Consider the following 22,961-nt stretch of genomic DNA (forward strand, 5'->3'; position numbering starts at 1 on the left):
AAAAAGAAGTTTCACTTTAGTTTCTTCATTTATTTGAAAGCAACCCTATATAAAATTCACCAATTTCAAGCCTCATACAATTCTAAAGGCAAGCCATCAGGATCTTGGAAAAAGACGAATTTCTTTCCGGTTATTTCATCTATACGTATCGATTCAGTCTCCACACCGCATTGTTTTAAATGGTTTACAGCTTCTTCTATATTTGTAACAGCAAATGCTAAATGTCTAAGTCCAGCTGCTTCTGGAAAACTTGGTCGCTCAGGCGGACTAGGAAATGAAAATAATTCAATTTGATACTCTTCCCCTACACATAAATCTAACTTATAAGAATCTCGTTCTTTTCTATATACTTCATTTATCGCTTTAAAACCTAATATCCGAGTATAAAAATCCTTTGACAGTTCATAATTCGAACAAATAATTGCAACGTGGTGCACTCTACTTATATTCATGCTCTCTCTATTCCTTTCTTTACCAAAGATGCATATTCTCCCTTGAAATGAAAAACATATATAGCAGAATATCTCTTTTAGGAGGCTTACTATGAAATTTATTACTTTTTTCGTGGGACTTATCGTTGTTTTCTTCTTTGCTTATATTGCTAGCAACAATAAGAAACATATTAAATTTAAACCCATTTTCATCATGCTTATTATACAGTTGATTTTAACCTATTTATTATTAAATACAGAAATTGGCCTCATACTTATTCGGGTCATTTCCAGTCTGTTTACAAAGCTACTCGAGTATGCTGCTGATGGTATAAACTTTGTATTTGGCGGTCTTGCCAATAAAGGTGAAATGTCATTTTTCCTTACTGTATTATTACCAATTGTCTTCATTTCTGTCTTAATTGGTATACTACAACATTTCAAAATACTTCCATTTTTTATTCATTGGATCGGTTACTTCCTTAGCAAAATAAATGGTCTTGGGAAATTAGAATCTTACAACGCTATCGCCTCTGCCATTGTCGGCCAATCAGAAGTTTTTATTACAGTTAAAAAGCAATTAGCTCAAATTCCAAAACACCGTCTTTATACACTTTGTGCTTCTGCCATGTCAACCGTATCTATGTCTATCGTAGGTGCCTATATGACAATGATCGAGCCTAAATATGTAGTAACCGCACTCGTTCTCAATTTATTTAGTGGTTTTATTATCGTACTCATCATCAATCCTTACGACGTTAAAGATGACGAAGATATTTTAGAAATTAAAGGCGAAAAGCAAAGCTTTTTTGAAATGCTTGGAGAATACATTCTAGATGGCTTTCGCGTAGCTATTGTTGTCGGTGCTATGCTCATCGGATTCGTCGCATTAATTAGCTGCATTAATGACCTATTTCTCATTATATTCGGCATTACTTTCCAGCAATTAATCGGCTACGTATTTGCGCCTGTTGCATTCCTTATCGGTGTACCAAGTTCCGAAATTGTCACAGCTGGTAGCATTATGGCAACGAAGCTTGTAACGAATGAATTTGTAGCAATGATGGACCTTAATAAAATTTCTAATAGCCTTTCTCCCCGTACAGTAGGTATCATTTCTGTTTTCCTCGTTTCTTTTGCCAATTTTTCTTCTATCGGTATTATTTCAGGTGCAGTAAAAGGGTTAAACGAAGAACAAGGAAACGTCGTTGCCAGATTTGGCCTTAAATTACTATATGGAGCTACTCTCGTTAGCATTTTATCTGCAATTATCGTAAGCATTATGTTGTAATTAGGTAAAATTTTATCATTTTCTTATCCCTATCTTTTGTATACAATAACGAATAGATGTCTTATAAATAATCAAGACATCTATTTTTTATACATGTACAATCGCTTTTATTTAGCGTACAATATTTTTTATGTGTTTGAATGCGCTTCTAGATGTATACACTTTGATAGTTTTAAAGGAGAAAAATGATGAAATCCGATATGAACAAAGATACCCGAGCCAAAAAAGGACACTCAAAGAAAAAACGCCTACTCTGGTTCCTTCTTATTCCATTACTGATTATAGCACTTGGAGCAGGAGGTTACTCCTTCCATATATACAGTAAAGCAAAGTCTGTATTAAGTAATGCTTATTCTGAACTGGGCCGCGGGGATAAATCCAGCAAACGTGAAAAAGCCGTGAAACCTATGACTGACAACATTTCCGTACTTATTATGGGTGTTGATGAAAGTGAGATTAGGGATAAGAATTATGGAAAAGCAACTCGTACGGATGCGCTATTACTTGCAACAATTAATAAAAACGATAAATCTGTTAAACTTGTGAGTATTCCACGTGACTCACGTGTCTACATTAAATCACGTGATAAATACGATAAAATTACACATGCGCACGTATTCGGTGGTGTGGATAGCACAATTGATACAGTAGAGAACTTTTTAGATGTTCCAGTTGATTACTATGTAAAATTCAACTTTAAATCATTTATCAAAATTGTCGATTCTCTTGGTGGTATTACTGTCGATGTTCCAGTTGAGTTTACAGAACAAAATAGTAAAGACGAAGCAGGTGCTATTCATCTGAAAAAAGGACGTCAACATTTAAATGGAGAAGAGGCATTAGCACTAGCTAGAACTCGTCATATCGATAGTGATTATATGCGCGGTCAACGACAACAGCTTGTTCTAGAAGCTATTGCTGCAAAAGCACTATCTCTTAATTCCATTAATAAAATCGGTGGTCTATTAGACGCTGTCGATAAAGACTTAAAAACAAATTTAACTTTTGATGATATGATGACAATTGCCAAAAATTCAATGGATTCCAATTTAAAAATGGACAAAATGCAAGTAGAAGGTACTGATAAATATATAGGTGGTATTTATTATTACGTTCCAAATGAAAAAAGCGTCAATAATATTTCGACAACACTACAAGAACATCTCGGTGTTACGAATAAAAATGAACATAAAAAATTATAATAAAAAGGCTGCTAGATCTTTCTAGACAGCCTTTTTATTATAATTTTCAACATATTTCTCGTACATATTGTGACAAAAAGAGACAATTATTACAACAGTGTAACGTTTTTTATAAAAACATTACACACATAGTGGAAATAATAGTATACTAGTACGTACATAATGTTATTTTCATCATTTTTATACAAAAAATGTAATACATATATTTATACAAAAATTTCTGGGGGGAAATAAATGAAGCTAAGTAAAATACTGATCGGTTCTGCAATTACTGGAGGCATATTACTTTGTGTAGGCGGTGTTGGTGGATATCAATATGTATCCAAACTAAATAATCAATTAGATACTACTGCATTACCAAATACTACATTTGAAGGTATTTCTCTCGATGGAAAAAATAAAAAAGATATTCAAGCAATTATAAATCAAAAGGTAACTGAATTAGATCAAAAATCTCTTACATACATATTCCAAAATGATAAACAAACGTACACATGGAAAGATTTAGGTATAAATTATAAAGAAAAAGATATTATCGACAAAATCTTTAAAGAACAAGAAGGAAGCGCAATGAATCGTTACCAAATGCGGAAGCAGGCCGAAAACGGTGAATTAAAACGTGACTATAAATTAACAGCTCAATTAAATACAACTGCTTATGAAAGCTTTATGAAGGATAAATATAATGACACATTAAAAAATCCTGTTAATGCAGAATTAAGTGTTGAAGGCTCTACAGTAAATATTAGCCAAAGTCAAAATGGAGAAAAAATTGATAAAGGAAAACTAACTGATTTAACGCAGCAAGCCATTACTTCTGGCTCATCGGACGTTACATTACCAGTTACACTCTTAAAACCTGAGCGTTCTACAGAAGATATACAGAAAATGGGGATTAAAGAAGTAATTGCTGAATATTCAACTCCAATGGCTGGTCGGAATGGAAACCAGTCCTATAACGTAAATAAGTCAGCTAATACTTTAAGTGGAGTTATTGTCGCACCTGATGAAACGTTTAGTTTTAATGGCCGTGTTGGCGTAACGGATGCTGCCCATGGTTATAAATCCGCAGCAGTATTTTCACAAGGTAAAGTTATACAAAGTGCAGGCGGAGGCGTTTGCCAAGTTAGTAGCACTTTATATAGCGCAGCTTTAAGAGCAGATTTAGGAATTGTTTCTCGAAGCAATCATTCTATGCCCGTAAATTATTTACCACTTGGGCAAGATGCAGCAGTGGCAGATTATGGTCCGGATTTAAAATTTAAAAACAATACAGGCAATCATATTTATATTCAAGCATTTTCAAATGGCGGTAGTATTACTACTCGCATTTTTGGTACAAATACTGGTAAAAATGTTGAAGTTTCTTCTCAAGTAATTAGTAGAACTGGTGATAAAATAACAGCGGTTACGTATAAAAAAGTAACACAAAACGGTGAAGTAGTATCAAATAGACAAATTTCAAAAAGCGTATATAAAAGTGCCCCAACACAATGAGACACTATCAAATTTGCAAACAAAAAAGGCGTGATCTATTCACGCCTTTTTCTTTTGCAATAATAGTAAAAAAGCTTCAAGATGGTCTTTCGTTTCTTCTAAAGACCACATGCGATTTCCTTGCTTCGCAGCTAATACGCACGCCTCTTCCCAAGCGTTCTTTTTCTTCATATATAATAATTCATCGCGTAATTTCAAAACAATTTCTTCATCTTCTTGCTCTATAAACTCTTCCATCACGCCTACTATTTCATCCTCATGGATACTTAACGTACAATACGATTTGAGAAAATATTGTAATGTCGTATACATATTTACTCCCCCTTCTTATTTATCAGATGGATAAGAAGTAATGATCTTATATCCTAAATCTCCTGACTTATCTCTCGCCAAAACAGTAACAGTTTTTACTAACTTGTCTTTTACATTCATATTTTTCTTTATTACCGTTTTTCCAACTGGGAATGAATGAGTTGTATTTAATACGAGACGAGCCTCTTTAGAATTTTTTAACCAATCTTGAATTTCCTTCTCATGCTGCTTCAAACTATCTTTTACAGCTTTCGTCGCTGTTTCCTTATCATAGTATGTACTTGCCGCTGATACTTTATCTGTCTTCAAGCGATTCTTCAAATCCTCTTCTGATTTTCCTACATGTCTTTCAATCGTATGACCATTTTTAGGTGGCCCTTCCATTTCATCTAAAATATTATCACTAATTTTTTCTACTGATGTCGATTGATTCCCTGTTTGTTTCTCTGTTTTTTGTTCTTTTCCTGCACATCCACTTAAGATCAGCATTAATGCCAATAAACTACTCAAGAGAAGACTACTTATTCGTTTCATCATATCACCTCTTCCATGATTATTATCGTAACTTCACTAAAAGTCAATTTCACAACGAAAAAACATATACACTTTTTAAATTCCTCATCAATTTTGCCATATTACCACCCTAGTTTCATCAAACTACTATTTTGGATCCCCTCCGAAATATACCCCTGTATTTTACTGATTATTTCCCGACTTAAAACACCACTTAAAACACCGAACGAACCCTGTAATTACGGGGTTCGTTCGGTGTTTTTCAAACCATAAAAATATACCCCTCATTTTATATACCCAATACCCTAATAAGGTATATAAACGGTGTTTTATCAACAGTTTCCTACATTATGTAAATTTGCACTTGCCTACACAATAGAAATATGGTGTAATGCAAAAAAAGATAAAGGATTTTAAACAATGGCTGAAACAATTCAAAACTTCTTAACAGACTATTATTCAATCGCAATTCCACTTAGTATCTTAATTAACGTCATCATCAGTCTTCTAGGTTTTATCCCTAGTATTTTTTTGACCGCTATTAACATACAGCTCTTTGGTGTAACAAACGGAACTATTATTTCGATCGCTGGTGAGGCATTAGGGGCTATTATCGCGTTTTATATTTATCGTATAGGCCTTCAGAAATTCACTCACAACAAAGTAAATAAGTATCCAAAGGTAGAACGCCTACTTTATGTAGAAGGTAGAGAAGCCTTTCTACTCGTTCTATCGTTTCGATTCATACCTTTCATCCCATCAAGTATCGTTACTTTATTTGCCGCTCTAGGCAAAATGTCACTACTCTCTTTCAGTATTGCCAGCACAATAGGGAAAATACCGGCTTTGTTAATCGAAGTATATTCTGCCTATCATGTCATGAATGGAACGAATGAAGCGAAGTGGATTGTAACAATAGCGGGGTGTGTTGGATTGTTTTATTTGTGGAAAAAATGGAGAAAAAAATAAAGAAGGAGCATAGGCTCCTTCTTTATTTTTGAAGTATTTTATTAATAATACTCTCTTAAACCCTTAGTTTACACCAACAGCACTAAATGATTGCTTCACTGCTGCTACTTCCGCAGAAGTCGCACCATATAAATCAGCTGCAGCTTGTACTGCACCAGCACGAGCTTGGCTAAATGTAGTAGATTGCGTGAAATATTGTGTATTTGCACGGTAATAAATTGCACCTAACTTATCTTTACCAATACCAGTTACAGTTACACCAGAATGTGTACCACCATTTGCTAATAAATACGCTTGTTTGTTAATGATACCACTGTTTGTATGAACTCCACCGTTATCACTTGAACCAGTGTAACGCTTAGAATAATGGTCTGGGTCACCATATTTCGTCGGATCACTCATAGAGCGAAGCGCGTCTCCTGCTTTACCAGGTGTGTAAATATCTTCACCAATCTCCCAATCTGGATTACGGTTATCATAGAACTCTACTAATGTACCAAAGATATCAGAAATTGCTTCATTTAATGCTCCTGATTCATTTTGATAAATTAAATTCGAGCTATTTTCCGTAACAGCATGCGTTAATTCATGACCAATTACATCAATTCCACCAGATAATGAAGTAAACGTTACACCATCACCATCTCCGTATACCATTTGTGATCCGTTCCAGAATGCATTATTATAATTACTTCCGTAATGAACTGTTGATTTTAACGGCGCTCCTGCATCATTAATAGAATTTCTATTAAATGTAGCTTTATAATAATCATATGTTTTACCTGCATAGTAATGAGCATCTACCGCCGCTGCATCATACGCTGCATTGAAAACATTATCTGCATCTGCCCATAATGTTCCTGGTAATGTTGAACGATTTTTCGCATCATATGTGAAAATTGTTGCCCCACGTGTATTATCTTGTAAGTAGTATGATGATCCAGATAACGTTGTATTAAGCGATTTCGTATCTCCTAATACCCCTTTACCAGTTCCTACTTTATTTGTTCCTGTTACAGGCTTTACAACTGCTTTTGCATCTTGCTTAGGAGCCTCTTGTTTAACTGGTGACTTATCATCATTCGTCACATGATCGATTGTATTAAACTTATTTAATACTTTACCGCTTTCTGCTTCAATGAAATAGTAGTAGTTTCCTGGGCTTGGATCTAAGAAGTTTAGATTTACAACGTATGCATATGTTGTTTCTTCACCATTTTGATATACATATAAGTCCGCTTTTGGTTCTACCTCATATTTCGGTGTTACACCTAAATCTTGCTGCGCGATTTCAATTGCTTTTGCGCCTTCAATCTTATTTTTATTTTTCAGCTTTTCCTTTTTGTCTAAATCAGGCGCAACTGTTCCAGACAATACTTTTAAAGAACCATCTTTACTTACGTGAGCTACTTGCGTAGAGCCCCATACAGGTACTCCTTCGTATACTTGTTGCATACGTACTACTGTTGAATCAGTTACAGCATCTTTTTTCACTTGTTTTACTTTGAAAGAATCTTGCGCACTCTTTTCCCCTAACTTATAATCACCTTTTGCTGCGTTTAAGTAATCAAACACAACAGATTCCGCTTTCTTACCAGTCGCTCCAGTTAGATCACCAGAAATAAACTCCGGTGACTGTACTGTCTCATTGTACTTCTTCGTAGAGAGCACATTTTTAGAATCTGCAAACGCAGAGCCTGTCCCTCCAAACGTTGTAACTGCCATTCCTGCCGCTAACACTAATGCTAAACTTTTCTTTTTCATGAACCTTCCCCCTAATAAAAATTTTTTTGAAAAAGAGTAGTTTTATCGTAGCACTATGTTTCCACTAATAATATACTAAAAATTCAAATAATTTTTTTCTCAAGTTTTGTAGAATTTTGAGGAACAAATATTGAAAAAACCCCTTTCCGATTGGAAAGGGGTTTTCAATTATGAATTAATTTGTTGAACTGTTTTAGCTTCTTGACCAAGAGTATCTGGCTTCCACGCATACTGAATATCCAATACCACCGCCGCAATCGCCATAACTACAAATGTTCCTGCAATTAACTTTTTCATACTATTTCTCCTCCTTATTCTTCTAATAAATTTATCGCTAACTTATAGTAGCGATTACTTTCTTTAAAATCTGAACATTCTTCTAAGTATTCAGCTAGTTCTAAGTATATTTTCTTTAAATCTTTTATATTTTCCTCTGCTTTAAAGAAAGGAACTACTTCTATTTCTAGAAATTTTTTATAAACATCTCTTTCTTCAAAATACTTATATCGTAAACTTAATAATAAATATAGCATCCCTTTATATCTATCATCTTTCCTTGCGGCAATGATGCCTTTTTCAATCCATTTAGCCGCTTCCTCGATTTCTCCTAATTGAATACACTGTAACGAAAGCTCATACATAGCATCAATATAGTTCATATCCTCTTCTTTTTTATATTTTAAGCATTCTATATAATACTCTTTCGCCTTGGCATAATTTTTTTGTCGGTAGTACAGATAACCAATATTATTTAAAGCAATAGAAAGAATATTATCTTTATCAGCAAAAGAAGTTGCTTCTCTTATGATATGATTATAGATTTCCATAGCTTCATTATATTGTTTTTTTCTAGTATAACTAAACGCAATTAAAAACTTACAATTAATTATATTTCTAAATTTATATTCGCTTTTAAAACCTTCTAATGCCACATTAGCAAAGTATAATGTCATATGATCTATTTCCATCTGACTATATGTCAATGCTAAATTATAATATATTCCTGTTTCATAATATCCTAACTCTTTCGCCATCGATTCTGTTTTTAACAAATACTCTAATGCTTGCGTATATTTGTACTGCACAGAATATAATAATGCCTTATTATACGTATATAACATCTTCTGAAAAGGCGAGTATTTCTTATACACTTTCTTCAATCCGTCCAATTCTTCTTCAACAGCAGGGAGATCCCGCTTCATCATTAAATAACGTGTATACAGCAGTTTATAATAATTTATAATTTCAAAATCCAAAACATGCTTCATTTCACCTTGTAATTCTTCATATATGCGCTCTACTTGTGGCTTGTCCAAATGAACTAGTGCATTCAACCATTCATCTAGCTTCCCCTTCACATCTTCTTCTACATCTCTCAAATCCGTCACGGCAATTTCTAACCTTGTGCAGAGCAATTGTAGAATTTCTTCTGATGCTTCGATTTTCCCATTTTCGATCTTACTTAAGTATGAGACAGAACAAATGCCCTGACATAATTCTTCTTGTGTCATTTTTTGCTGTAGCCGTTTATAAAAGACTTGTTTGCCTATTTTTTCTAATGTTTGTTGCATTGTCCTCCTCCATTCTCATTACCCCCATTACTCTAATAATACATAAAATCTTGAGAAATATAAATTGATAAATGTTAATTTTCTAAAAAATATGCATTATTTCATTTTTTTCCCTCTTGACTCTACCTTCATATCCTTTCTTTGCTACGAGCGGTGAAAAATTGGTATACTATAACCAAATTATGGAGGTGTTTTCGCGATGACTTATTATAAAGACGATAGCTATGCCTTACATACAGATTTATATCAAATTAATATGGCCTATACATATTGGAAAGATGGCATTCATAATCGCCGCTCGGTGTTTGATTTATACTTTCGAAAACTTCCATTCGAGAACGGTTATGCTGTTTTTGCTGGCCTTGAAAAGATTGTAGAGTACATAGAAAACTTCAGCTTTACGGAAAGCGATATCGCTTATTTAGCAGAATTACAATTTGAAGAAGAATTCCTTCAGTATTTACAAAATATGAAATTCACTGGGACCGTTCGAAGTATGCAAGAAGGTGAAGTGGTATTTAATAACGAGCCTTTATTACGTGTTGATGCACCGCTCGGTGAAGCACAAATTATTGAAACTGCCCTGTTAAACATCGTGAATTACCAAACATTAATTGCGACAAAAGCTGCTCGTATGAAGCACGCTGCAAATAATGATGAACTTTTAGAATTCGGTACAAGACGTGCCCACGAGTTCGATGCAGCTCTTTGGGGCACACGAGCTGCCTTTATTGGTGGTTTCTCATCTACGAGTAACGTTCGTGCTGGAAAACGCTTCGGAATACCTGTAGCCGGCACACACGCTCACTCTTTCGTTCAAGCTTATCGCGATGAATATGTCGCGTTTAAGAAATACGCTGAAACTCATAAAAAATGCGTCTTTCTCGTTGATACATACGATACTTTAAAATCAGGTGTTCCAAATGCAATTCGCGTCGCGAAAGAGTTTGGAGATCGTATCGATTTTTACGGCATTCGCCTTGATAGTGGTGATATGGCTTATTTATCTAAAAAGGCAAGAAAACTACTAGATGAAGCTGGATTTACACATACAAAAATTATTGCTTCTAGCGATTTAGATGAATACACAATTATGCATTTGAAATCTCAAGGCGCAAAAATTGATGTATGGGGCGTTGGAACAAAATTAATTACGTCCTTTGAACAACCAGCGTTAGGGGCCGTTTATAAACTAGTTGCGATTGAAGATACTGATGGAAAGTTAAATGATACAATTAAAATTTCATCTAACCCTGAAAAAATTACAACTCCAGGACTGAAACGAATTTATCGCATTATCAATCGAGTTAACGATCATGCAGAAGGCGATTATATTGCATTAGATTCTGAAGAACCAGGAAAAGAAGAACGTTTAAAAATGTTTCATCCTGTTCACACGTATATAAGTAAATTTGTAACAAACTTTGAAGCTCGCGAACTGCATAAAGACATTTTCGTTAACGGCGAAAGAACATATGAACTACCAAACATATTAGATATTCAAAAATATAATGAACAGAGTCTCGCACTATTTTGGGAAGAATATATGCGAACTTTAAATCCCGAAGAGTACCCTGTCGATTTAAGTCAAGAATGCTGGGATCATAAAATGAATTACATTCAAACTGTTCGAGAGCAAGTTGAAAAAAATATACAAAAATAAAACAGAGAAGCTTCTCCTTCTCTGTTTTTCAATACGATATGTATCTTTGTGAAAAATATATTAAAATAGTAAGACAAATATTTTTTATTTGTAAATTTTAATATTACGTTATTTATTTGTAAAATAATATTTGTTATTATTTTATTGAGTCAATTTCAACAAAATAACCTAAAAAAGGGGACGCAGGTTGCGTCCTCTTTTTTATAAATCTTTCACCCGTAGTACACGCATTGCATTTAACACTGCAAGTAGTGTCACACCAACATCTGAGAAGACAGCTTCCCACATTGTTGCAATACCAAAAGCACCAAGTAATAAAACTAATCCTTTTACCCCTAATGCAAAGATGATATTCTGCCATACAATGCGTCGTGTGCGTTTTGCAATATTTAAGGCTGTCGCAATTTTTGAAGGCTCATCAGTCATAATAACAATGTCTGCCGCCTCAATCGCTGCATCTGATCCTAAACCACCCATCGCAATACCAACGTCTGCTCTTGCTAATACCGGTGTGTCATTAATACCATCACCAACGAAAGCAACTTTTTCTTTTCCGTTCTTCGCCGCATCAATTTTTTCAATCTCTTCGACTTTTTGTTGCGGTAATAGTTCTGCGTGAACTTCATCTAAACCTAATTCTTTACCAACAGCCTCACCAACTGATTTTGCATCACCCGTTAACATGACTGTCTTCTTAATACCTAGTTCTTTTAATTTTTGAATTGCTTGTTTTGAATCTTCTTTTACCTCATCAGAGATAACGATATAACCTGCATATTCCCCATCTACAGCAACGTGAACTAATGTACCTACCGTTTCTGGTTGCTTAAATGTAATGTTTTCTTTTCTCATTAATTTAGCATTACCTGCAAAAATTTCTTTTCCTTGTACTTTTACGACTGTACCGTGACCAGAAATTTCGTTATAATCATCGATTATTTTTTCATCAATTGATTTTCCATATGCCTTTCGAATAGATTGTGCAATTGGATGATTAGAATACACTTCAGCAAATGCTGCATACTCTAATAATTCTTCATTTGCAATACCTTCGCTTGGTTCCATTTTTGTAACTTTGAAGACACCTTTTGTTAATGTTCCTGTTTTATCAAAAACAATATATTTCACATCATTTAAAGCTTCTAAATAGTTACTTCCTTTTATTAACACACCACTTTTAGATGCACCACCAATTCCTCCAAAGAATCCAAGAGGAATAGATACAACTAACGCACATGGACAAGAGATTACTAAGAACACTAAAGCTCTATAAATCCATTCTGAGAATGTAGCTCCTTCTAAAATAAGTGGTGGAATAAACGCCATGATCGCTGCTGTAATAACTACAACTGGAGTGTAGTAACGCGCGAACTTCGTAATAAAGTTTTCTGTTGGCGCTTTTTTACTACTTGCATTTTGAACTAAATCTAAAATTTTTGATACAGTTGATTCACCAAATTCTTTTGTCACTTCAATTGTTAATACACCATTTTGATTCACAAAACCACTTAATACATCATTTCCAACTTCGACTTCACGTGGTACAGATTCACCAGTCAATGCTGAAGTATCTACCATTGATGTTCCTTCAACTACTTTTCCGTCTAATGGTACTTTCTCACCAGGCTTCACGATAATATAATCGCCGATTTGTACATCTTCTGGTGATACTTGTTTCGTTTCATTTCCAACCTTCACATTCGCATAATCAGGACGGATATCCATTAATGAAGTAATTGACTTTCGGGAGCGATTGACCGCAATACTTTGGAATAGTTCTCCTACTTGATAGAATAGCATTACCGCAACAGCTTCTGAATATTGTTGAATCGCAAAAGCTCCTAGTGTTGCAATTGCCATTAAGAAGTTCTCATCGAACACTTGGCCGCGAGTTATGTTTCTTACCGCTCTCCAAACGATATCTCCGCCTATTAATAAATACGCAAGGACGAATAACGGAATTGTTATCATTTGTGGTAAGCCAGCTAATGCAGCAATTGCTGTCAAAATTCCGCCGACCACTAATCGTCCTACCATCTTTTTCACATTTGCTTCACCATGGTCGTGACTATGTCCGTGGTCATGACCACCTTTTTCTTCACGAACAACTTTCACATCTGGTTCTAACTTTTGTACGACATTTGTTATATTTGCTACAGTCGCTTCTAATTCTCTTTTATTCGCTACTTCAACTCTTAATTTCTTTGATACGAAATCAACAGTTGCTGCTGAAATAGCCGGCATTTCCTTCACTTTATTTTCAATCTTCATCGCACAGTTCGCGCAATCTAAACCTTCTAATATAAATACTTCTTTTGCAACTTTATTTTTTTGTTCTTCTTGTACTTTAATATGCGGTTCTAATTTTGTAACGAGTTGTTTTGCTTCTGTAACAACTTCACTTTCTTTATTTTGTGCTGTTTCTAAAACCATTGTTTTTGTCGCGAAATTTACAGAGCAAGAATTTACTCCTTCTATATTCCCAACGCCTTTTTCAATTTTCATTGCACAGTTCGCACAATCTAAACCTTCTAACACCAGTTTCTTTTTCACTAATGCTTCAGCCATCGTTCTCCCTCCTCGCGTTCTTTTTATTCTTCCTCGTTTACGTGTTCAAACGCTTGCTCGAAGATATGAATTACGTGCTGGTCAGCTAACGAATAATAAACGACCTTTCCTTCTTTACGATTCTTTACAAGTTTCGCTTGCTTTAACACACGAAGCTGATGCGAAATAGATGATTGTGTCATTCCTAATAAATAAGCTAAATCACAAACACACATTTCAGCTTCAAATAATGCATGTAATATTCTCGTCCGTGTACGATCGCCTAATACTTTAAATAATTCTGCTACTTTACTTAAACTTTCATCAGTTGGAATTGTTTGTTTTACTTGATCAACAACTTCTTCATGAATTATCGTTTGAGAGCATGTCTCTTGTGGTGTTTCTACTTTATTTACAGCCATTATAGCTCACCTCTTCATTTGAACATATGAACAATCATTCATATATCTTATACTTTTATTATATGAGCGTCTATTCATATGTGTCAATGAAATCTCATACATTTTTTCGAACATTTTAATAAGACGTATACATATTTTCCGCATCCATTACATTCTCATACAAAAAAGGATGTGCATTTTGCACAAAAGAAAAAAGCCTTGCGCGTTCCCTAGACGCACAAGGCTTACTATACTTATATCCCTTTTAATTAAGCTTTTAATTAGCTTGTTCTAAATTATCCTGCGAACTTCCATCGTCTTTTAAATGACTATGTTTTTTCGAATAAACAAAGTATACAACTACTCCAATTGCTAACCAAACACCGAAGTATATCCATGTTTTTAACGGTAAATTTACCATTAAGAATAGACAACATGCAACTGAAATAATCGGTAAGATCGGTACAAGTGGTACCATAAATCCACGTTGTAATTTCGGATGCGTTTTACGAAGAATGATAACAGTTACACCAACCATGGCGAATGTTAATAACGCTCCAATATTCGCTAAATTTGACAATTCCTTTAAATCGATAAATCCAGCAATTAATGCACTACCAATTCCTGTTAACCAAACTGAAAATGTTGGTGCTTCTGTCTTCTTATTAATTTTTGCAAATGATTTTGGTAATAAACCGTCACGGCTCATCGCGAAGAATACACGTGTTGTTGCATAAATGTAAGCAAAAATTACAGCCATAATACCAATTACAGCTCCAATTGCGATTATACCTGCTACTTTGTCTTGTCCTACAACTTCTAACACATATGCCATAGCTTCTGGTACATCTAATTCTTTATAAGAAACCATACCTGTCATAACGAGACAAACTACAACATAAATGATTGTACAAATGACTAATGAAGCAATAATACCAATCGGCAGATCACGTTGCGGATTTTTTACTTCTTCAGCAGAAGTTGCTAATGCATCAAACCCTAAGAAAGCGAAGAATACTGCTGCTCCTCCGGCAAAGACTCCACTTATGCCGTACGGTGCAAATGGTATCCAGTTTTCTGGTTTTACGTAGAATACACCAACTGCAATGAATAAAACAACAATACCAATTTTAATTAATACCATTATGTTATTCACACGCTTACTTTCTTTTGTACCTCGTGATAATAACCAAGTTATCACCAACGTAACGATAATTGCGGGTAAGTTCACCATACCACCTTGCGACGGAATCGTTAACAAGGCTTTAGGAATTTCAAGTCCTAATCCACTAACTAAGTTATTGAAATAACCCGTCCATCCGCCAGCTACTGCGGCAGTTGTTACGACATATACGGATAACAATGTCCATCCCATTAAATGGGCAACAAACTCACCAATTGTTGCATATGAATATGTGTACACACTACCTGAAACCGGAAGTGTAGATGCAACCTCTGCATAACATAAAGCTGCAAATCCACAAACAATTGCTGCAATCATAAATGAAAAAATAACTGCTGGACCAGCATCTCTTGCTGCTACTAATCCTGTTAATACTAGAACTCCTGTACCGATTATCGCACCAATCCCTAGCATTGTTAGGTCGAATGCCCCTAGCGTTTTCGTTAAAGTTTTACTTTTACTTTCCCCTAACAATTGCGTAACGGATTTCTTTTTAAATAGGTTGGCCACGATGTATGCCCCCTTTTGCCAAGAAGAGCTAAGAGATCTTCACTCTTAGCTCTTATCATGTTGGTTTATATATTGTTCGATTTTGTTTTGTATAATGCTTCTATTAGCAAGATACTGTTTCTGCTTCTAATAATTCTTTAGCACCTTTGTACTCTACACCGTGAGCTTCTGCAACTGCTTCGAATGTTACATAGCCGTCTAATGTGTTAATACCTTTTAGTAATGCAGAGTTGCCTAGGCAAGCTTCTTTGTAGCCTTTGTTAGCAATTTGCACTGCATATGGTACTGTTACGTTTGTTAATGCAAGAGTTGATGTACGTGGAACCGCACCTGGCATGTTTGCAACTGCATAATGAACAACGCCGTGTTTTTCGTAAGTTGGGTTATCATGAGTTGTAATACGGTCAGTTGTTTCGAAAATACCACCTTGGTCAATCGCGATATCTACAACAACAGAACCTGGTTCCATTGATTGAATCATTTCTTCTGTTACAAGTTTTGGCGCTTTTGCACCTGGAATTAATACTGCACCGATTACAAGATCAGACTCTTTTACAGCTTCTGCAATATTGTAAGGATTAGACATTAAAGTTTTTACTTGGTTTCCGAAAATGTCATCTAATTGACGAAGACGTTCTGCACTTAAGTCGATGATTGTTACATCCGCACCTAGTCCAACTGCAATTTTAGCAGCATTTGTACCAGCTTGTCCACCACCGATGATTGTTACTTTACCACGTTTAACCCCTGGAACACCTGCAAGTAAGATACCTTTACCGCCTTTGTTTTTCTCAAGGAATTGTGCACCAATTTGTGCAGCCATACGACCAGCTACTTCACTCATAGGTGCAAGTAATGGTAGAGAACGGTTTTCTAATTGTACTGTTTCGTATGCAATCGCAACAACTTTCTTCTCAATTAACGCTTTTGTTAATTCTGGTTCTGGAGCTAAGTGTAAGTATGTGAATAAGATTAAACCTTCGCTGAAGTGTTTGTATTCGCTTTCAACTGGTTCCTTAACTTTCATAACCATTTCCATGTTCCAAGCTTCTTCAGCCGTATCAACAATTTTCGCTCCTGCTTCAACATACTGAGCATCTGTGAAACCAGATCCTAGACCTGCACCCTTTTGAATGAATACTTCGTGATTGTTACGAATTAAATGTACAACACCTGCTGGTGTCATTGCCACACGGTTTTCGTTGTTTTTAATTTCTGCTGGTACCCCAATACGCATAATGAAATGCCCCCTTATAATTAACAGAAAAAAGAAAGTCTTTTTTCTTTTTGTAATAATTAATAACTTATGTCCTTATTCTAGCATAACTTAAAAATTATGAAAACGCTAACATATCATTTTTTTAAAGTTTATATATTTAGAATAGTGTAAATATATGGAACATTGATTCTATTAGCCTCTTCGTTACATCCCATTATCTATAACTCTATTTTTATTATACTCCTTAAAAATAAGTAGCAATCATTTATTATTCGACAATAATGTAACAATGTAAGAAACCCCAAGGATGCCGTATACATATACAGTTATTAATTTACACAATACTTTAGGGATATATTCTTGTCATACAAAAAACAGCTGCGGGCATTTAGCCAGCAGCTGGATAACTTATAAATAACTTGGAAAATAAATCATCTGTTGTTTCACTAATTTTATCAAACAGATCACTTTCTTCCGCTTCTTGTTCTTTTAACATCTTAATTGTTTCACGTGCATCTTCAGGATAATCGGTAATGATACCATCTACGTTTAACTTATAATATCCCTTTAAACTTTCCATATCGTTTACCGTCCATACGTAAATTGGCTTATTTAACTTCCTTGCTTCTTTTACTAATTTCTTATTTAACATGTATTCTTCCGCTACATAAAAATCAGCTTTCACATTCTTTAAGTTGGCTCTACTTGCATACAGTATATATCCTACTTTTATATTTGGATTTGCACGTTTAAACTCTTTAATAAGCGGATAGTGTAGCGTTTGAATGACACATTGCTTCTCAAATTCATTATCTTTAATCGCTTTTAATACTTTGTTTACGAAATCTTTTTCGCCACCATGAAGCTTCACTTCAATATTAAGTTTAATTTTGTCCTTTGACAGCTTAATGATTTCATCCAGCGTACTTATTTGTCCTGACAATCCGTCTTGACTAAGAGTAAGCTGCCTTAACTCATCCATCGTTAAATCTGACACATGAACATTAGCATTAGCAAGACGTTTGAGCTTCAAATCATGTATAACTGCTAGTTCACCGTCTTTCGTTTGCAGTACATCAATTTCAGCGTAGTCTGCTTTCGCATCAATAGCCCCCTGCACAGCTTCTTTCGTATTCTCTACACCTTTTGAAATATAACCACGATGCGCCATAATAATTGGTTCTTTATATGTGTTTGTAATAAAGGTCACAATGAAAGCAACAACCATTCCCGCAGTAATAATTCCTACAATATATACGCCAATAAATTTCCAACGATGTTTTTGGAAGAAACATTTATCTGCTTTCGTTTTCGAATAATCTAATCCTTCTTCTAATAAAACATCTTCAACCGGAACCTTTTGTAAATACAATCTTGTTAACGCCATAATATAAAACGGCGTCATAATAAAGCTAAATAGATACAATGTACTTGTTAGGAAGACTGAAATAGTTGACTCTGCTAGTAGTGCAAATGTCCCTTCGGGGTTTGTAAATTCATATACTCCCCACAGACAAAGTAGATAAATTCCTACACATAAAAGAAAGACAATTCCTACAGATATGAAAAAACCTACTAAAAAGAACAATACTTTAAAAAAGCTTTCTTTTACTAAGTTCGCACTTTTTCGTGCTGCCGTACGGAACGGCTTTTCCTCTAAAACTATAATAGGTAAAACAAAAATCCAACGAAGATTCAAATAGGCAACTACAGCAAAGAAAGTATAATATCCAACTTGCCCCATTGTTGTCTTAAATAGTTCACCTGTAATAAAATTAGGAATTTGAATTTCAGGAATCAATGCAGATTTATACCCCATACTTAATAGTGGTAATAGTACAACTGCATACAAAACAAATCCAGGTAAGCAATATGTAAACAGGGAAGGTAAATACGTTACTGTTTTATACAAAATTGGACGTAATCTCACTTTTTGCCTTTTATGAGCGAAGTACGAAATGATAATAAGTACTGCAAACTCTGTAAAGATAAGAAACAATGCCAATATAGATAAAATTACAATCGCCAAAATCCCGTATGGTGTTTTCAAAAATGCTAATAACTCATCATTTGTTGCATTTGCATACCCACCAAAGTACAACAACTTATTGAAAATAATACCGAAAAGTGGGATAAACACAATCGCTGCTAACAATTTATAAGCAAGTTGGAATGTTAACACATTCCAAAAAGCAAATCTAACAGTTTGAAAGGAATGTCTCATTACTCCTGGTATAGATAGTCTTTTACGGTGTTGCATATATTCCTCCACATTCTAAAACGATATTTGAGATGGATTCCATATTTCCATTTCTAATCCATCTTTTTAATAATAATATATTCCGCCTAACATGAACACTCTTATACATACAATGAAAAAAGTGATGGCTACTTCCCATCACTTTTTTCATTTACTCTATTTTTTCTCTAATCCTTGCCCAAATGCTTTCAAGAAGCTAAAACCGAATGTAATAGCTCTATTGATATCTGGATCTTTTAACACTTTAAAGAAATCCATCACTTTTGTTTTTTTACCACTATTTAATTCCTCTGTAGCAAATTGCAATCCAGTAACTAAACTCGATGTGATTTGCTTTGTTACTTCTGGGTCAACTGCAGATAGCGCTTCCCCCGCTCCCATCATATTGTTGAGTGCATTTTTAACTGGTTCACGATTTAATTGCTCCACAGCGATTTTTGAAACATCTTCCTTCGCAGCAAGTAAACTAATCGCTGCATCTAATATCCCAGCCTTCTGCAACTGTGCTAAAAGCTGCATCGTTTCTTCTACTGCTTCACGATTATTAGATAGCTCATTTAGAAGTTCATCTGCTAATTGCTGTTTCTGTTCTTCCTCTGTTACAACTTTCTTTTTTATTAACGTAATTTCTTTCGCCACTATCTCCGCCCCCTAGTCCACAAGTGATACGTATTGTTTTCTTTGCCACTTTTGCTCGATTTCAACACCATTTTGCGGATTACGCTTTTTATCTCGCGGGTTCGAAGATGGTAACGGGCGGTTTCCTTTTTCACGTAATACACGCATTTTCACCATCGTTTGTTTATACGCCGGTGTACACGTATAAATGTCTGTTGCCGTCCCAGTTAAAATATTAATCGCTTCTTCATTTATCGTTGCATGCATCGGTAAATATAGCTCTTTCCCCGTTACACGATCTGTAATAAGCGCTTGTACTTTAATTTTCCCAAATGGTGATGCTAATTCCACAAGACCACCATCTTTCACATTGCGCTCTATAGCAAGTTCCGGTGAAATTTCAACGAATACTTCAGATACTTTAGATAAAATACCAGCCGACTTATTCGTCATATTCCCTTCATGGAAATGCTCAAGTATGCGTCCATTATTTAAAAGTAAATCATACTCATCTGGTGCTACAACCGGTGGTACCCATTCATCTAATGATAAACGAGCAAGTTTATCTGAGAAGTTAAATCCGTCTACATATAATAACGGTGTATCGCTACCATCATGACTACCCCAACATAAACTATTCCATCCTTCTAGACGGTCATACGTCGCTTGAGAGTATAACGGTGCAAGTGATGCGATTTCGTCCATAATTTCACTCGGACTTTCGTAATTCCAATTCCCGCCCAGTGCACGAGCAACTTTTTGCAAAATCCACCAATCTGGTTTGGAATCACCAAGCGGTTTCAATACTTCATATAATCTTTGAATACGGCGCTCTGTATTCGTAAACGTTCCTTCTTTTTCTAAGCTTGGTGCTGCCGGTAAAATAACATCAGCAAAACGAGCTGTTTTTGATAAGAACATATCTTGAACAACGAGGAAGTCTAAATTCGATAAAATATGTTGTACATGGTTCGCATTTGAATCGACTAAAGCCATTTCTTCACCCATGACATACATACCACGTAGTTTTCCTTCTTCTGCCGCAAGTAACATTGCAATATTATTTAATCCTGGCGCTTTCGGAATAGTTGTACCATATGCTTTTTCAAACTTAGCACGAAGCGTATCATCTGATACTGCTTGATAACCTGGAAGCCAGTTTGGTAATGTTGCCATATCACAAGCACCTTGTACGTTATTATGTCCTCGTAATGGATATGCACCTGCACCAGGACGACGGTAGTTACCCGTAACAAGTAGTAAATTTGAAATTGCAGCGGACGTCGTACTTCCTCCTGTATTTTGAGTTACGCCCATTCCCCAAAGTATACAAGTACCATCTGCTTCATATACCATACGAGCCATTTCTTTCAGATTTTCTTTCGAAATCCCTGTAATTTTCTCTGTATAGTCCAGCGTATATTTCTCTACCATTTTGCTATATTCATCAAAATTCTTTACGTTTTCAGCTATGAACTTTTTATCATGCCAATCTTGATCAATAATATATTTCGTAATACCAGCAAGCCATACGTAATCCGTTCCTTGGCTCGGATGAACAAATAAATCCGCACGCTCTGCCATTTCATGTTTACGGAGGTCTGCTACAATTAGTTTTTGTTCGTGTAATTTATGAGCACGTTTTACACGCGTCGCAAGTACAGGATGTCCTTCTGTTGGATTCGCACCAACGATAATGACAAGTCCTGCTTCAGCTATATCTTTCACTGTTCCAGCATCCCCGCCCATACCGACAGTTTTAAATAAACCATCTGTCGCTGGCGACTGACAGTAACGAGAACAGTTGTCTACATTATTCGTTCCATATATTTGTCGAGCTAGTTTTTGCATAAGGTAATTTTCTTCATTCGTTACTTTCGATGAAGAAATGAATCCAAATGCATCGCTGCCATATTGAGATTTAATATGCTGCATGTTAGAAGCAACAACTTCTAATGCTTCTTCCCATGAAGCTTCAACAAACATATCTCCTTGGCGAAGTAATGGCTTCGTAATTCGATCTTCACTATTTACAAAGTCCCATCCAAATTTACCTTTTACACATGTGGAAATACCATTAACAGGTGCATCTGAAACAGGTTGTACTTTTAATATATGACGATCTTTTGTCCATACTTCAAAGGAACAACCGACACCACAAAATGTACAAACTGTTTTTGTTTTATTAACTTTCGTCTTACGCATCGCAGCCTCTACTTCTGAAACTGCCAAAATACTACTATATCCAGGCTCTACATCCTTTACAAAATCAATCATCGGATCTAACACATCTGGTTTTAATCCTGTCATGAATCCAGCTTCACCTAACATTGATTTTTCCATTAACGCATTACATGGACATACTGTTACACATTGCCCACAACTCACACAAGATGAGTCATTTATGCTTACACCATGATCCCATATAACACGTGGACGATCTAAGTTCCAGTCTATCGATATAGTTTCATTAACCTGTAAGTTTTGACATACTTCTACACACTGTCCACAAGCAATACATTGATTTGGATCATACCGATAAAACGGATGTGACATATCCACTTCACAAGCACTTACTTTCGGCTCATACGGATATTTCTGTTCTTCGATTCCCATCATATGTACCGTGTTATGGACTTTACAGTTACCATTATTGTTATCACAAACGGTACAATACAATAAATGATTCTCTAATATTCGATCCATTGCCTCAGTCTGTGCCTCTTTTGCACGCTGGGACTGTCTTTCGATATGCATACCGTTCTCTAATTTCGTTGAACAAGCACGCAATAACTTCCCATTTACTTCTACAATACACGTATCACAAGTTTGAATTGGATCTACTTCTGGTACATGACAAATTTGAGGATGTTCCAAATTACTCTCGTTAAATAATTGTAGTATCGTCTTTTCACCCGATGTGGAAAATTCTTTACCATCCACGGTTACACGGACTGTCTGTTCTGCCATAGTTTCCCCTCTCCTTACAACCAACTGTACAACACAATTA

Annotated in this window: 18 protein-coding genes; 5 read left to right on the top strand and 13 right to left on the bottom strand. The window is 35.3% G+C overall.

Going from position 1 to position 22,961, the window contains the following annotated elements; translation table 11 throughout:
• Positions 1-65: 65 nt before the first annotated feature.
• The gene (gene gloA2 / locus MKO96_RS23580; RefSeq protein WP_240588856.1) at positions 66-452 is read right to left on the bottom strand and encodes an SMU1112c/YaeR family gloxylase I-like metalloprotein; all 387 of its coding nucleotides are present in this window, start codon (positions 450-452) and stop codon (positions 66-68) included.
• Between the two features lie 91 nt (positions 453-543).
• Between gloA2 and MKO96_RS23585 the strand changes: the two genes are divergently transcribed.
• The 3 genes from MKO96_RS23585 to MKO96_RS23595 all read left to right on the top strand — a co-directional run bounded on the left by MKO96_RS23585 (position 544) and on the right by MKO96_RS23595 (position 4,421).
• Complete coding sequence (locus tag MKO96_RS23585; RefSeq protein WP_240588857.1) at positions 544-1,722, top strand: NupC/NupG family nucleoside CNT transporter; 1,179 nt, start codon at positions 544-546, stop codon at positions 1,720-1,722.
• Between the two features lie 185 nt (positions 1,723-1,907).
• The gene (locus MKO96_RS23590; protein ID WP_369294526.1) at positions 1,908-2,924 is read left to right on the top strand and encodes an LCP family protein; all 1,017 of its coding nucleotides are present in this window, start codon (positions 1,908-1,910) and stop codon (positions 2,922-2,924) included.
• A 234-nt stretch (positions 2,925-3,158) separates the two neighbouring features.
• Positions 3,159-4,421 (top strand): VanW family protein, encoded by a 1,263-nt coding sequence (locus MKO96_RS23595; RefSeq protein WP_240588859.1) that lies wholly within the window; start codon positions 3,159-3,161, stop codon positions 4,419-4,421.
• 39 nt (positions 4,422-4,460) lie between these two features.
• Here MKO96_RS23595 and MKO96_RS23600 read toward each other — a convergent pair whose 3' ends face one another.
• Complete coding sequence (locus tag MKO96_RS23600) at positions 4,461-4,733, bottom strand: hypothetical protein (RefSeq protein ID WP_000288799.1); 273 nt, start codon at positions 4,731-4,733, stop codon at positions 4,461-4,463.
• Between the two features lie 15 nt (positions 4,734-4,748).
• Positions 4,749-5,267 carry an RNase A-like domain-containing lipoprotein gene (locus MKO96_RS23605; protein WP_240588860.1) on the bottom strand — a complete coding sequence of 173 codons (519 nt, stop codon included), beginning with the start codon at positions 5,265-5,267 and terminating at the stop codon, positions 4,749-4,751.
• Positions 5,268-5,666: 399 nt separating this feature from the next.
• Between MKO96_RS23605 and MKO96_RS23610 the strand changes: the two genes are divergently transcribed.
• Positions 5,667-6,215 (top strand): TVP38/TMEM64 family protein, encoded by a 549-nt coding sequence (locus tag MKO96_RS23610; protein WP_240588861.1) that lies wholly within the window; start codon positions 5,667-5,669, stop codon positions 6,213-6,215.
• 63 nt (positions 6,216-6,278) lie between these two features.
• Here MKO96_RS23610 and MKO96_RS23615 read toward each other — a convergent pair whose 3' ends face one another.
• The 3 genes from MKO96_RS23615 to MKO96_RS23625 form a co-directional block, all read right to left on the bottom strand.
• Positions 6,279-7,979 carry a M4 family metallopeptidase gene (locus tag MKO96_RS23615; protein WP_240588862.1) on the bottom strand — a complete coding sequence of 567 codons (1,701 nt, stop codon included), beginning with the start codon at positions 7,977-7,979 and terminating at the stop codon, positions 6,279-6,281.
• Between the two features lie 168 nt (positions 7,980-8,147).
• Positions 8,148-8,276 carry an NprX family peptide pheromone gene (locus tag MKO96_RS23620; RefSeq protein WP_000733137.1) on the bottom strand — a complete coding sequence of 43 codons (129 nt, stop codon included), beginning with the start codon at positions 8,274-8,276 and terminating at the stop codon, positions 8,148-8,150.
• 14 nt (positions 8,277-8,290) lie between these two features.
• Positions 8,291-9,550, bottom strand: a complete 1,260-nt coding sequence (locus MKO96_RS23625) for a tetratricopeptide repeat protein (protein ID WP_240588863.1) — start codon at positions 9,548-9,550, stop codon at positions 8,291-8,293.
• A gap of 199 nt (positions 9,551-9,749) precedes the next feature.
• Here MKO96_RS23625 and MKO96_RS23630 point away from each other — a divergent pair, with 199 nt between their 5' ends.
• Positions 9,750-11,213, top strand: a complete 1,464-nt coding sequence (locus MKO96_RS23630; RefSeq protein WP_240588864.1) for a nicotinate phosphoribosyltransferase — start codon at positions 9,750-9,752, stop codon at positions 11,211-11,213.
• Between the two features lie 201 nt (positions 11,214-11,414).
• Here the strand turns inward: MKO96_RS23630 and MKO96_RS23635 are convergent, their stop codons facing one another.
• From MKO96_RS23635 to fdhF, 7 genes are all read right to left on the bottom strand, one after another.
• Positions 11,415-13,781, bottom strand: coding sequence for a heavy metal translocating P-type ATPase (locus tag MKO96_RS23635; RefSeq protein WP_240588865.1), 2,367 nt, complete (start codon positions 13,779-13,781; stop codon positions 11,415-11,417).
• A 23-nt stretch (positions 13,782-13,804) separates the two neighbouring features.
• Complete coding sequence (locus tag MKO96_RS23640) at positions 13,805-14,182, bottom strand: ArsR/SmtB family transcription factor (RefSeq protein ID WP_000290207.1); 378 nt, start codon at positions 14,180-14,182, stop codon at positions 13,805-13,807.
• Positions 14,183-14,438: 256 nt separating this feature from the next.
• Complete coding sequence (locus MKO96_RS23645; protein ID WP_048562855.1) at positions 14,439-15,854, bottom strand: amino acid permease; 1,416 nt, start codon at positions 15,852-15,854, stop codon at positions 14,439-14,441.
• A gap of 103 nt (positions 15,855-15,957) precedes the next feature.
• Complete coding sequence (ald, locus tag MKO96_RS23650) at positions 15,958-17,091, bottom strand: alanine dehydrogenase (RefSeq protein WP_001219749.1); 1,134 nt, start codon at positions 17,089-17,091, stop codon at positions 15,958-15,960.
• Between the two features lie 370 nt (positions 17,092-17,461).
• Positions 17,462-19,333, bottom strand: coding sequence for a glycerophosphoryl diester phosphodiesterase membrane domain-containing protein (locus MKO96_RS23655; protein WP_098096014.1), 1,872 nt, complete (start codon positions 19,331-19,333; stop codon positions 17,462-17,464).
• Between the two features lie 156 nt (positions 19,334-19,489).
• Entirely contained in the window at positions 19,490-19,972 is a 483-nt protein-coding gene (locus tag MKO96_RS23660) for a helical membrane plugin domain-containing protein (protein ID WP_240588866.1), read from the bottom strand.
• A 12-nt stretch (positions 19,973-19,984) separates the two neighbouring features.
• The gene (gene fdhF / locus MKO96_RS23665; protein WP_240588867.1) at positions 19,985-22,921 is read right to left on the bottom strand and encodes a formate dehydrogenase subunit alpha; all 2,937 of its coding nucleotides are present in this window, start codon (positions 22,919-22,921) and stop codon (positions 19,985-19,987) included.
• Between the last annotated feature and the right edge of the window lie 40 nt (positions 22,922-22,961).

Origin of the sequence: Bacillus sp. ES1-5 (assembly GCF_022487605.1) — a bacterium.
In the GTDB taxonomy this organism is placed as follows: Bacteria; Bacillota; Bacilli; order Bacillales; family Bacillaceae_G; genus Bacillus_A; species Bacillus_A wiedmannii.